General features: G+C 72.1%; 9 protein-coding genes. 5 read left to right on the forward strand and 4 right to left on the reverse strand.

Annotated elements, in window-relative coordinates:
* Positions 1 to 33: 33 nt before the first annotated feature.
* From IO40_RS0108870 to IO40_RS0108880, 3 genes are all read right to left on the reverse strand, one after another.
* On the reverse strand, positions 34 to 852 hold the full coding sequence (locus tag IO40_RS0108870; RefSeq protein WP_418952569.1) for an ABC transporter permease: 819 nt from the start codon (positions 850 to 852) through the stop codon (positions 34 to 36).
* Positions 853 to 1387: 535 nt separating this feature from the next.
* Positions 1388 to 2416 (reverse strand): ABC transporter ATP-binding protein, encoded by a 1029-nt coding sequence (locus IO40_RS0108875; protein ID WP_041968647.1) that lies wholly within the window; start codon positions 2414 to 2416, stop codon positions 1388 to 1390.
* Between the two features lie 140 nt (positions 2417 to 2556).
* Entirely contained in the window at positions 2557 to 3930 is a 1374-nt protein-coding gene (locus tag IO40_RS0108880; RefSeq protein ID WP_031175213.1) for an NYN domain-containing protein, read from the reverse strand.
* 276 nt (positions 3931 to 4206) lie between these two features.
* Here IO40_RS0108880 and IO40_RS37945 point away from each other — a divergent pair, with 276 nt between their 5' ends.
* Complete coding sequence (locus IO40_RS37945; RefSeq protein ID WP_016468434.1) at positions 4207 to 4359, forward strand: hypothetical protein; 153 nt, start codon at positions 4207 to 4209, stop codon at positions 4357 to 4359.
* Positions 4360 to 4469: 110 nt separating this feature from the next.
* On the opposite strand, the gene dnaE is transcribed toward IO40_RS37945, so the two are convergent.
* On the reverse strand, positions 4470 to 8012 hold the full coding sequence (gene dnaE, locus IO40_RS0108890) for a DNA polymerase III subunit alpha (protein ID WP_031175214.1): 3543 nt from the start codon (positions 8010 to 8012) through the stop codon (positions 4470 to 4472).
* A gap of 153 nt (positions 8013 to 8165) precedes the next feature.
* Between dnaE and IO40_RS0108895 the strand changes: the two genes are divergently transcribed.
* The 4 genes from IO40_RS0108895 (at position 8166) to IO40_RS0108910 (ending at position 13188) form a co-directional block, all read left to right on the forward strand.
* Entirely contained in the window at positions 8166 to 9494 is a 1329-nt protein-coding gene (locus IO40_RS0108895) for a DUF2252 domain-containing protein (protein ID WP_016468436.1), read from the forward strand.
* Between the two features lie 392 nt (positions 9495 to 9886).
* The gene (locus IO40_RS0108900) at positions 9887 to 10591 is read left to right on the forward strand and encodes a hypothetical protein (protein WP_033228572.1); all 705 of its coding nucleotides are present in this window, start codon (positions 9887 to 9889) and stop codon (positions 10589 to 10591) included.
* 52 nt (positions 10592 to 10643) lie between these two features.
* Complete coding sequence (locus IO40_RS0108905) at positions 10644 to 11408, forward strand: thioredoxin domain-containing protein (protein ID WP_033228577.1); 765 nt, start codon at positions 10644 to 10646, stop codon at positions 11406 to 11408.
* An 88-nt stretch (positions 11409 to 11496) separates the two neighbouring features.
* On the forward strand, positions 11497 to 13188 hold the full coding sequence (locus IO40_RS0108910) for an alkaline phosphatase D family protein (protein WP_016468439.1): 1692 nt from the start codon (positions 11497 to 11499) through the stop codon (positions 13186 to 13188).
* Positions 13189 to 13238: the final 50 nt, after the last annotated feature.

Genomic DNA, 13238 nt, shown 5'->3' on the forward strand with positions numbered 1-13238 from the left:
CGCCCCACCCCTCCGCGGCGTGGGCCGGGCGGGTCAGCGGGTGGCGGCCCAGCGGTAGGCGCGGGTGGCGACGGCGAGCGAGAGCACCCCGACGGCGGCGCACACGCCCAGGTCCCCGGCGACACTCCCCCAGTCCGGATGCGGCTCGAACGTACGGGCGAAAGCTTCGACGCCGTAGGTGGACGGCAGCAGGTCCCGCGCCCACTGCACCACCAGCGGCAGCCCCCCGCCCGGCAGCACGCCCAGCAGCAGCGCCGCCGACATGCCGAGCTGGCCGCCCAGGGTGGCCAGATCGGGGCGGGGCGCCAGCAGCCCCAGCGCCGCACCGAGACCGGCCAGCGCGGCACCGGCCAGCGGCACCACGGCGAGCAGCACCCACAGCCCGCCCAGCGGCAACTGGTAGAGCAGAGAGCCGGCGACGGCGGTGACCAGCACACCGGGCACCGTGAACGAGGCGTAGGCCGCGGCGGCCCCCAGGACGACGGAGGCGGCGGGCACCGGCAGCGTCGCGTAATGGTCGAGGCCACCGCCCGCCCGCAGCTGCCCGAAGTACTGCGCCAGCAGGTTGAGCGCCACGAAGGCGACGACCAGCACGCTCGACCCGGCCACCACCGCCCGGGCCTCGGCGCCGCCGTCCACCACGCCGCGCATCAGCACCATGATCCCCAGCGACTGGAACGTCGCCACGAACAGCAGCGGGATGCGTGCCACCCGGGCGCGCGAGAGCTGCGCCCGGTAGACGGCACCCAGCGACGGCCACAGCCGCGCACGGGGAGCCAGCGGCACCCGGGCGGACGGCCCGGCACCGGCGCCGTCCGCGGCCGGCTCATCGCCGGGCCCACCATGAGACACCGCCTCGTCGCGGGGCGCCGCCTCACGCACCGCAGTGCGGACCGACCCCCCGCCAGCGGGCACCCCGTGGGCGGGCACATCGTGGGCGGGTGCCTTGTGAGCTTGTGCCCCGCTGGCGGGTGTCCCAGCAGCCGGCGTCCTGCGGGCGGGCGCCTCATGGTCCGGCGTCCTGCGGGCGGGCGCCCCATCGGCCGACGTCCCAGGCTCGGATGTCCCGTGCGGCAGTGCCCCGTGGACGGGCGCTCCCTGAGCCGGTGCCCCGTGGGCAGGTGCCCCATCGGCCGGTGCCCCGGGCGCGGACGTCCCGTGCGGCAGTACCCCGGGGGCGGGCGCTCCGTGAGCGGGTGTCCCGGGCGCGTGTGTCTCATGGGCCGGTGTGCGGCCCCGGGCTGTGGTCCTCACCCGTGTCCGCCCCTCGTCCGGGCCCGGCCCGCGCCCGGCCTGATCGTCTCGTGCCGCATCGTCACGTCTCGCCCTCGCACCGTCGGTCCACCGTCCGCCCCGTCGCGCCCCGCGCCCCCGGGCCGGCCCGCCCTCACGCCTTCACCAGGCCCTCCGCGCCGTTGTGTCCCGCGGCGCTGCCCCCGAGGGCGACGTACACGTCCTCCAGGCTCGGGGTGGCCAGCCGGAAGTCGTCCAGGGCCGGGAAGGCGGGGCCGCCGGTGACGAGGGAGACCGCCTCGCGGGCGCCCTCCGGCGACAGCCGCAGGGTCCAGCGGCGGCCGGAGACGGTCGCCTCGGCGGCGAGTGCCGCCACGTCCGGGAGCTCCACCGGGGCCCGCTCCCGCCACACCAGCTCCAGCCGTACCTCGTCGCCGACGGTGGCCTTGAGACCGCCGGGCGTGTCGCAGGCGATCACCCGGCCCCGGTCCAGCACGGCCACCCGGTCCAGAACCGTCTCCGCCTCGATCACGTTGTGGGTCACCAGCAGCACCGTGGCGCCGCTCTCGGCGCGGCGGCGGTCCACGGCGGACCACACCGCGCGCCGCGCGTGCGGGTCCATTCCGGTGGTGGGCTCGTCCAGCACCAGCAGCGGCCGGTCCCCCACCAGGGCAGCCGCCACACAGGCCAGCCGCCGCTGGCCGCCGGACAGCTTCTTCAGCGCCCGGCCCGCCAGCTTCTCCAGGCCCAGTTCGGCCAGCACCTCGTCCCGTGCGCCGCGGGCCGCCGCCGGGGTCATACCGCGCAGCCGGGCGGTGGTCTCGGCGGCGAGGGAGACGGTCAGCTCGTCCAGCGCGGTGGACTCCTGCCCCAGATAGGCCAGCAGCCGCGCGGCCCGCTCGGGATGCCGCACCAGATCGTGGCCGAGCACCTCGACCAAGCCGGCGTCGGGCCGCAGCAGTCCCGTCAGCTGGCGTACGAGGGTGGACTTGCCGGCGCCGTTGGGGCCGAGCAGACCGAAGATCTCGCCCTGGCGCACCTCCAGGCTCACCCCGTCGGTGGCCCGTACGGCGGGGGCCGCCGGGGTGCCGCGCCGGGCCCGCACCGCGGGGTAGGTCTTGACCAGACCGGTGACGCGTACGGCACGCGTACCGGCCCGGGTCCGCGTCGTCGCTCCTGTCACCGAGCCGTCCACCGCCTGCCGAGTGCCCGTTCTCACGACCTATGAGGGTACGCGTCCCGGTTCCCCCGCTCCCGTCCGGCCCTGCCGGTGGCGGGTGGGCGGCGCTGCCGCGGGTTGACGCCCGGGCCGCCCGGTGGGGTTCAGTCCCCGGTGGGGGCCTGTTCGGCGGGGGCGCCGGAGTGGGCGTCCACCTCGCGCCAGAAACCGGCCCGGATCGCGTAGCGGTCGCGCTCGTCGATCTGGTCGTCCTTGTGGGCCAGCAGCCCGAAACGGGCCGCGTAGCGCAGCAGTTCCCCGTCGATGCGGTGCGGGATGCGCGGGTACTCGCCCGAGAGCTGCGCCAGATGGCTCTCGTTGCTCAGCCGCTCGATCCAGCGCCGGGCGAAGACCTGGCCGACCTCGTAGGGGTCGCCGCTGACGGCGGTGATGTCCTCCTCGCGGTCGGCCCAGCGCTGCTCGGCGGTGGTCAGCTGGGCCAGCGTCGGCAGTGCCGCCGTCTCGGGCGATTCGGGCGGGCCGGCCCGCTCCACCCAGCCCCGGTCCGAGGACCAGCGCAGCGTGGCACCCGGCGGGCCCGTCACGGTGCCCGCCTGCGGTCCGTGACGGCCCAGGTCCGCCAGGTCCTTGGGGGTGGGCACGCCCTCGCTGCGGGGCGTACCCGTGCCGCCGGCGGCCCCGGGCGCCTCCGGTTCCGTCTTGGGCTCCGGCTCGGGCGCCCCTTCCGTGGCGGGCCCGGGGGCGGTCCCGGTGGCCGTCCCAGTGGTGGACCCGGCGGTGGGCCCGGCGACCGGCGGCTGGGGCACGGCCGGTGCGGGGGCGGCCGGGCGGGCGGGCCCGTCCGGGGACGCGGCGGCCTCGGGGCCGGGGGCGCCGTCGGCGTTCTTGGCCGGCTCCGGCAGCGGCGCGGCCAGGATGGCGGCGATCTCGGGGCGCGGCGCCGGCTGCGGGGCGCACGGCCCTGTCAGGTCCTTGGCACGGACGACGGGGGTGATCCAGCTGCGGTCCAGCACGCGCCGCTCGTCGGCCTCGGCGACCAGGTCCTCGGACTGGTTGTAGTCGCCGTCCGCGGCCTGGACGGCCCACAGGTGGACGGCGACGCCGTGCTCCTTGGCGGACATCAGGCCCGGCAGCAGATCGCCGTCGCCGGTGACCAGCACGATGTCCGAGCAGGCGCGGTTGCGGGCGAGTTCGGTCAACTCGGCGTGCATGGCCGCGTCCACGCCCTTCTGCGCCCACCGCCCGTCACTGCGGGTGAGCGCCCCCAGCCGTACCGTCACTCTCGGCATCACACGGAGCCGGCGGTGTTCGGGCTGCGGCACCCGGTCGGGGGCACCGTCGAACCAGTAGATCCGCAGCAGGTCGCACTGGGTGTCGGCCTCCGCCTGGCGGCGCAGCGACTGGATCAGTCCGGCGTGGTCCACGCTGATCCGGGACCGGGTGGGGTCCCCCGCCAGCAGGCTGGCGGCGGCGCCCAGCAGATAACCCGCGTCCACCAGGACGACGCAGCGGTCCACGACGTTCCACCCACTCTCGGTCATGCTCTACAGCCGAGGCTGTGCCTTCGCGTGCCTGCCGTTCCCCGTCCTTTCGCGTTGCTTCGAGTCTGCCCGAGCGTACCGGGGTTATCTGCCCGGTCTCGATCATCGGCGTGGCGCCGACGATACGGCCGCCGCTCGCGGATGCCCGCCGCCGAGCCGCATGTTTCACTTTTCGTAATTGTCCGACATGCAGAGCTTTTCCGGTCGTGCAAGGCTGAACGAGGGGGCTACGCCCAGCCCCAGGAGGCAAGCATGGCCAAGAACAAGAACCGCCAACAGCCCCGCCGCCAGAACCGGACGGCGGAAGAGCAGCAGCAGGAGAGGGAGCGGGCCCGCTCGGGAGAGCGGGTCACCTCCGAGGACACCCCCCGCAAGAACCGCGAGCGCCGCTTCGGCCACAACTAGCGGGCCCGGCCCCCTGTCCGGTGACGGGGGTCCGCGCACGGCCCGCACCGGAAGAGGGCGCCCGCGACGGGCGCCCTCTTCCACCGGCCGGCTGCCGGGCGGGCAGCGGGTCAGCCCGCCAGGCAGGACGGGCCCAGCAGTTCCTTGAGGTCGCCGAAGAGCGCCGGGTCGGGCGTCACCCGGTGCCGGTCCAGCCGCAGGACCGTCGTCTTGCGGGTGCCCTGCAGCCGCACCCGCACCTCGCTGGTGCCGCGGTGCTGGGTGAGGACGTCGCCCAGCTTCGCCACCAGCGGCGGTGTCACCTTGACGGTGGGGATGGTGATGGTGACCGGCGCGGAGGAGGACGCCTCGCTCAGATCCGGCACCATCAGTTCCATCGCGACCAGCCGCGGCACGTCCTCCCGCTTGTCGAGGCGGCCCTTGACGAACACGATGGCGTCCTCCACCAGCTGCGTGGACACCAGCTGGTAGGTCGCGGGGAAGAACATGCAGTCGATGGAGCCGGCCAGGTCCTCCACCGTGGCGATGGCCCAGGCGTTGCCCTGCTTGGTCATCTTGCGCTGGAGGCCGGAGATGATGCCGCCGATGGTGACGATCGACCCGTCGGAGTAGTCGCCGCCGGTCAGCTGGGAGATGGCCGCGTCGGCCTTGTCGTTGAGGACGTGCTCCAGACCGAAGAGCGGGTGGTCGGAGACGTACAGACCGAGCATCTCGCGCTCCTGGGCGAGGAGATAGGTCTTGTCCCACTCTTCGTCGGAGAACTGCACGTCGAGGCCGAAGCCGGGGCCGGAGTCCTCGGTGTCGCCGCCGAGGTCGCCGAAGAGGTCGAACTGGCCTTCGGCCTCCTTTCGCTTGACCTGCACCACGTTGTCGATCATCGGCTCGAACTGTGCGGTGAGCCCCTTGCGGGTGTGGCCCATCTCGTCGAACGCGCCGGCCTTGATCAGCGACTCGATGGTGCGCTTGTTGCAGACGACGGCCTCGACCTTGTCCAGGAAGTCCGGGAACGAGGTGTACTTGCCCTTCGCCTTGCGGCACTTGACGATCGAGTCGACCACGTTCTGGCCGACGTTGCGGACCGCGGTGAGACCGAAGACGATCGTGGAGTCGTCCTTCGAGGTGAAGTTGGCCTCCGACTCGTTCACGTTCGGCGGCAGCACCTTGATGCCCATCTTGCGGCACTCGTTGAGGTAGACCGCCGACTTGTCCTTGTCGTCGCGCACCGAGGTGAGCAGCGCCGACATGTACTCGGCCGGGTAGTTCGCCTTCAGATAGGCGGTCCAGTAGGTGACCAGACCGTACGCGGAGGAGTGCGCCTTGTTGAAGGCGTAGCCGGCGAAGGGCACCAGCACGTCCCAGACGGCCTGGATGGCCTCGTCCGAGTAGCCGTTGTCCCGCATGCCCTTCTGGAAGTTCACGAACTCCTTGTCGAGAACCTCCTTCTTCTTCTTGCCCATCGCCCGGCGGAGCAGGTCGGCCTGGCCCAGCGTGTAGCCGGCCAGCACCTGGGCCGCCTTCTGCACCTGCTCCTGGTAGACGATGAGGCCGTAGGTGATGTCGAGGACCTCCTTGAGGGGCTCCTCCAGCTCCGGGTGGATCGGAGTGATCTCCTGCTGGCCGTTCTTGCGCAGGGCGTAGTTGATGTGGCTGTTCATGCCCATCGGGCCCGGCCGGTACAGCGCGGAGACGGCGGAGATGTCCTCGAAGTGGTCGGGCTTCATCATGCGCAGCAGGGAGCGCATGGGGCCGCCGTCGAACTGGAAGACGCCCAGGGTGTCGCCGCGCTGGAGCAGCTCGAACGTCTTGGGATCGTCCAGCGGCAGATCCAGGAGCTTGAGGTCCACACCCTTGTTCTTGCGGATCATCTTGACCGCGTCGTCCATGATGGTGAGGTTGCGCAGCCCCAGGAAGTCCATCTTGAGCAGGCCGAGCGCCTCACAGCTGGGATAGTCCCACTGCGTGACGACCGTGCCGTCGTTCTTCGGGGAGAAGATCGGCGCGTGGTCGATGATCGGCTCGCTCGACATGATCACGCCCGCCGCGTGCATGCCCATCTGGCGGACCAGGCCCTCGATGCCCATGGCGGCGTCGATGACCTTCTTGACGTCCGGCTCGTTCTCGTACATCGACCGCACCTCGGCCGCCTCGCTGTAGCGGGGGTGGTTGGGGTCGGTGATGCCCGAGAGCGGGATGCCCTTGCCGAGCACGTCGGCGGGCATCGCCTTGGTGATGCGGTCACCCATCGCGTACGGGTAGCCCAGCACGCGGGAGGCGTCCTTGATGGCGGCCTTCGCCTTGATGGTGCCGTACGTGCCGATCATGGCGACCTTGTCGGCGCCGTACTTCTCCGTCACGTACCGGATCACATCGCCGCGCCTGCGCTCGTCGAAGTCGATGTCGACGTCCGGCATGGTGATGCGCTCGGGGTTGAGGAACCGCTCGAAGATCAGCCCGTGGGTGACCGGGTCGAGGTCGGTGATGCCCATCGCGTAGGAGACGATCGAACCCGCCGCCGAACCGCGGCCCGGGCCGACCGCGATGCCGTTGTCCTTGGCCCAGTTGATGAAGTCGGCGACCACGAGGAAGTACCCCGGGAAGCCCATGTCGATGATGACCTTCATCTCGTAGTCCGCCAGCTCCTGGCGGTCCTGGGGGACGCCGTCCGGGTAGCGGCGGGCCATGCCGCGGCGGACCTCCTCGCGGAACCAGGAGATCTCGTCGTACCCCTCGGGCACGTCGAACTTGGGCATCAGGTTCTTCGGCTCGAACATGCCCTCGGTCTCGATGCGCTCGGCGACCAGGAGCTGCGTGTTCCGGCAGCCCTCCTGCCAGGCGTCCGAGGAGTCGATGCCATACATCTCGGCGGCCGATTTGAGGTAGTAGCCGGCGCCGTCGAACTTGAAGCGGTCCGGGTCGGAGAGGTTGCTGCCCGTCTGGATGCACAGCAGCGTGTCGTGCGCCGCCGCCTCGCGCTCGTACGTGTAGTGCGAGTCGTTGGTGACGATGAAGGGCGCGTTGATCTTCCGCGCGATCCGCTCCAGGCCGTCCCGGGCCCGCTTGTCGATGTCGATGCCGTGGTCCATCAGCTCGACGAAGAAGTTCTCCTTGCCGAAGATGTCCTGGAACTCCCCCGCCGCCTTGAGGGCCTCGTCCTCCATGTCGAGGCGGATCTTGGTGCTCACCTCCCCGGAGGGGCAGCCGGTGGTGGCCATCAGGCCCTCGGCGTACTCGGCCAGCAGCTCGCGGTCCATCCGGGGCTTGCGGAAGAAACCCTCCAGGCTGGCCCGCGACTGGGCACGGAAGAGGTTGTGCAGCCCCGTCGCGTTCCGCGCCCACATCGTCATATGGGTGTAGGCGCCGTTGCCGGAGACGTCGTCGCGCTTCTGGTGGGGGGTGCCCCACTTGACCGGGCGGGCGTTCCTGCGGTGGTCGGGAGCCAGGTACGCCTCGATGCCGATGATCGGGGTGATGCCCGCGTCCTTCGCGGAGTGGAAGAAGTCGTAGGCCCCGTGCAGATTGCCGTGGTCGGTCATCGCGATATGCGACATGCCCATCTCGTTGCACGCGGCGAACATGTCCTTGAGGCGGGCGGCGCCGTCCAGGAGCGAATACTGCGTGTGCACATGCAGATGCGTGAACGGCTGGTCACTCACGGCGAGAGCCACCTCCGGGGCGTGGGACTTGTGGGGCGGCCTAGGAGTCTACGACCCACCACTGTCACAGCAGGGGCGCACGGGCCGGTCCCACACCCCCGGGGCGTACGTTGAGCACGTCACCCGCCACCGAACACACGACGGAGCGCACACATGACCAAGGCAGGCCAGGCCGACGAGCGCGGCCGGACCATCCTGGAGGTCTTCGACACCGCGTTCGGCGACCTCCTCGCCGCCGACCCCGCGGCCTTCCAGACGAAGTTCCGCAAGATGGCCGCCTCCGCCTTCGCCTTCTACCGGGGCACCGCCTGCCTCTTCTACGCCGACCTGCACCACGAGAAGGACGGCGGTCCCTTCCTCGACGAGCGCACCAGCCGGGTGTGGATCCACGGCGACCTGCACGCCGAGAACTTCGGCACCTACATGAACTCCGAAGGCCGCCTGCTGTTCAACGTCAACGACTTCGACGAGGCGTACGTCGGCCCCTTCACCTGGGACCTCAAGCGGTTCGTGGCCTCCATCGCGCTGCTCGGCTACAGCAAGGCCCTCAGCGACGAGCAGATCACCTCCCTGGTGACCACCTACGCCGACGCCTACCGCGACCGCATCCGCACCCTGGCCGCCGGCGCCGGACGCGGCGAGCCCGAGGCACTGGGCCTGGACACCGCCCAGGGCCCCGTGCTGGACGCCCTGCGCGCCGCCCGCGCCAACACCCGGTTCGGGCTGCTGGGCACCATGACCGAGATCCGCGGCTGGGAGCGCCGATTCACCCTGGGCGGCGGCTCCGTCGAACTGGACGCCGGGACGCGGGACGCCGTCCTGGAGGCCTTCGACGCCTATCTGGAGACCCTGCCGGCGGGCGAGGGCCGACGGCGCCCCGGCGCGCACCGCGTCAAGGACGTGGTGGGCCGGCGGGGCATCGGCATCGGCAGCGCGGGCCTGCCCTCGTACAACATCCTGCTGGAGGGGCACAGCGACGCGCTGGAGAACGACCTGGTCATCTACATGAAGCAGGCGCAGACCCCGGCGGTCTCCCGGCACATCACCGACCAGGCGGTCCGCGACTACTTCCGGCACGAGGGCCACCGCACCGTCATCTCGCAGCGCGCCCTCCAGGCACACGCCGACCCGTGGCTGGGCTGGACCGAGCTGGCGGGCAGGGGCCAGCTGGTGGCGGAGGTCTCGCCGTACGCCGTGGACCTGGACTGGTCGGACCTGTCGGACCCGAAGGAGATCGCCCAGGTCACCGCCGACCTGGCCCGGGCGACGGCGACGATGCACGCGGCGGCGGACGAGGCGGAGAGCGGGCACAGCCTGGTGCCGTTCTCCACCGAGCGCGCCATCGACGAGGCGGTCTCGGCCGACGAGGACGGCTTCCGCGAGATGCTGGTGGACTTCGCCCACAGCTACGGCGCCCGCGCCCGCCGCGACCACCAGATCTTCGTCGACCTGTTCCGCAACGGAGAGATCACCGGCGTGTGAACCACCCCGGGCCGCACCGGCACCGGCCCGCCCCCGCGGCGCGGCGGGCCGGACGACCGGGGAGCGGCGGGAGGACGGGCCGGGCAGCAGCTGGAGGACGGGCCGGGCAGCGGCTGGAGAGACGCGAGAGACAGGGCGGTGGGGCGGCCCGGACAGCCGGGCAGCGGCGGGGAGACGGTCCGGGGAGCGGCGGGAAGACGGGCCGGGCAGCAGCGGGAAGGCGAGCCGAGCAGCGACGGGAAGACGGGCCGGGCAGCGACGGGAAGACGGTCCGAGCAGCAGCGGGAAGGCGAGCCGGGCAGCGGCGGGGAGACGGGCCGGGGAGCACGGAAAGCCATCGTTCCGCTCCCTTTAGGGACCGCTTACCCGCTCTCATGGCAGACTCGGGGACGATGGGAGCAGCAGGCACACGAACGGCGAGGGCGGCGGTGTTCACCGCCCTCTGCGTCACGCTGTCCTGCGGCGCCCACGTCCTGCTGTCCGGCTCCCCCGTCCCGCTGCGCCCGCTGCTGGCGGTGACCGCCGTCGTCTTCTCACTGGCCTTCGCACTGGCCGGACAGGAGCGCGGTTTCGGGCGGATCGCCGCCCTGCTGATCCCACTGGAGCTGGCGGCCGACACCGTCTTCACCACCGGCCAGCACGCCTGCTACGGGCAGGCGGGCGGGCCGGTGACCGGCCCGCTGCGCTCGGTGGGCGTCGATCTGCTGTGCGGCGGCGGCAGCGTCGGCACGCCCCTGGCGCGGATGGCCGCGCACGGCGGCGGCGCCGGTGCCTACCCGCCCGGTCTGCACGGCATCCCCGGCCAGGCCGTCCCGTGGCTGCTGCTGGCCGCGCACGTGGGCGTCGGCCTGCTGGCGGCCCTGTGGCTGCGACGCGGCGAGGCCGCCGTCGCCCGGCTGCTGCGCGCCGTGGCGGCCACCGCCTTCCGTCCGCTGTGCCGCGCGGCGGCCGTCTGCCACACCGCCGCCGGCGGCAGCGGCCCGGCGCCGCTGCCGCGCGCCCCCGAAGCCTGGGCGCCGCCCGCCCTGCCGCTGCTGACCCACTCCGTGCCCCGTCGCGGACCGCCCGCGCTCCTGGCCGCCGCACCGGCGGCGTGAGCGTTTTCGGTTACTCATCGCGCAACGGACACACGGAGAAGAGAAGACAGTCATGAGCAAGCGCAACAGCCCGGAAGCCAAGCGTGCGGCCCGTGAGCGGCTGCGGATCGAGCGGGAGCGGCAGGCCAAGAAGGCCCGGACACGGCGGCAGCTGCTGGTCGCCCTGACCGTGGTCGGCGTCCTGGTCGTGGTGGCCGGTATCGGCATCGCCGTCGCGAAGCTGAACGACAAGGACTCCAGCGGCGACGACATGGCGGTGACCACCGGCGGCGCCAAGGCGGAGAAGACGATCGACGTCTACGAGGACCTGCGCTGCCCGGCCTGCGCCAGCTTCGAGCAGGCGATGGGCGAGTCCCTCCAGAAGGGCGCCGAGGACGGCAAGTACAAGCTGCGCATCCACCTGGGCTCGATCATCGACGACAACATGGGCGGCTCCGGCTCGAAGAACGCCGCCCGTGCCCTGGGGGCCGCCAAGGCCGTGAGCGTGGACGCCTTCACCGCGTACAAGCAGCAGCTGTACTCGAAGAAGTGGCACCCGCAGGAGCAGGACGACAAGTTCGCCGACAACGACTACCTGCTCGAGGTCGCGAACACGGTTCCGGAGCTGAAGGACAACAAGAAGTTCGAGAAGGCCGTCAAGTCCAAGAAGTACAACAAGTGGGCGAAGGACATGATCGCCAGCTTCAACGGCGCGGAGATCCAGGGCACTCCGACCGTCAAGATCGACGGTGAGCAGGTGCAGCCGCAGGACCTGCCCGCCAAGCTGAAGGACATGGGCGTGGGCCTGAAGACGGGTGGCGACTCCACGAAGAAGTGACTCCCGCCGGAAACGGGGCGGGCCCGGGCCGGAGGGATCCGGCCGCGGGCCTGCCCCGTTTCCTTACTCGCGCGTAGCATGACCGCCCGTGACGCCTACACACTCCGCGAGCACCCAACAGGCCCTGCCCGAAGGGGCGATACCCACGCCGCGCCGCCGTGCCGTCGTCGCCGCCGGAGCGGCCGGCGCCGCGCTGCTGCCGCTCACCGGCACGCTGCCGGGGACCGACAGCGCGAGCGCCGCCCCGGCCCGCCCCGCCTTCCTGCATGGTGTCGCCTCCGGTGATCCGCTGCCCGACGGCGTACTGCTATGGACCCGTGTGACGCCCGAGCCCGACGCGGTGCCCGGCTCCGGCAAGGGGCTCCCCGTCGAGGTGGTCTGGGAGGTCGCCGAGGACCGGGAGTTCACCAGGACGGTGGCGCACGGCAGCAGCAAGGCGGAAGCGGCCGGCGACCACACCGTCAAGGCGGACGTACGGGGACTGCGCCCGGCCACCACCTACTACTTCCGGTTCACGGCGGGGGACGTCCACTCGCCCACCGGCCGCACCCGCACCGCCCCGGCCGAGGACACACAGGTGGCGGGGGTGCGCTTCGGCGTCGTCTCCTGCGCCAACTACGAGGGCGGCTACTTCGCCTCCTACCGGCACCTGGCGGCGCGCGGCGATCTGGACGCGGTGCTGCACCTGGGCGACTACATCTACGAGTACGGGCACGGCGAGTACCCGACCGGCGACGACGTGGTGCGCACGGTGCAGCCCACCCACGAGATCGTCTCGCTGGCCGACTACCGGGCCCGCCACGGCCACTACAAGACGGACCCCGATCTGCGGGCCCTGCACGCCGCGCACCCGCTCATCGCCATCTGGGACGACCACGAGTTCGCGGACAACGCCTGGTCGGGCGGGGCCGGCAACCACGACCCCGCCACCGAGGGCGACTGGGCGCAGCGGTCGGCGGCGGCCAAGCAGGCGTACTTCGAGTGGCTGCCGGTGCGGCCCTCCACGGCGGGCACCACCTTCAGACGGCTGGGCTTCGGACGGCTGGCCGAACTGCACCTGCTGGACCTGCGCTCCTTCCGGGACGCGCAGCCCCGCGTCGGTGACGGCGGCGCCATCGACGATCCGGACCGCACGCTGACCGGCCGGGCACAGCTGGACTGGCTCAAGAAGGGCCTGGCCGCCTCCACCGCCCGCTGGAAGCTGATCGGCAACTCGGTGATGATCTCCCCCGTGGCCTTCGGCTCGGTCCCCGCCAAGCTCCTCGGCCCCCTCGCCGAGTGCCTGGGCGTGCCCAGGGAGGGGCTGGCCGTCAACACCGACCAGTGGGACGGCTACACCGACGACCGCCGCGAACTCCTCGCCCATCTGCGGGACAAGGGCATCACCGACACCGTCTTCCTCACCGGCGACATCCATATGAACTGGGCCAGCGAGGTGCCGCTGCGCGCGGCCGACCATCCGCGCGTGCCGCCGGTGGCCACCGAGTTCGTCATCACCTCGGTCACCTCGGACAACCTCGACGACATCCTGCACGTCGCCCCCGACACCCTCTCCGGTGTCGCCGAGGCCGCCGTCCGCGCCGCGAACCGGCATGTGCGCTGGGTGGACATGGACTCGCACGGCTTCGGTGTGCTGGACGTCACCGCCGAGCGGGCCCAGATGGACTACTACGTGCTGTCCGACAAGAGCGACCAGCACGCCACCGCGACGCACCGCCGCTCCTACCGCACCCTGGCGGGCACCCAGCGCATCGAGCGGGCCCCCGATCCCGTGCGCTGACGCGACAGCGGGGAGCGTGCGCGCGCCGCCGCGGGCGCTCCCCCCGGCGG

Source organism: Streptomyces albus subsp. albus (assembly GCF_000725885.1).
GTDB lineage: Bacteria > Actinomycetota > Actinomycetes > Streptomycetales > Streptomycetaceae > Streptomyces > Streptomyces albus.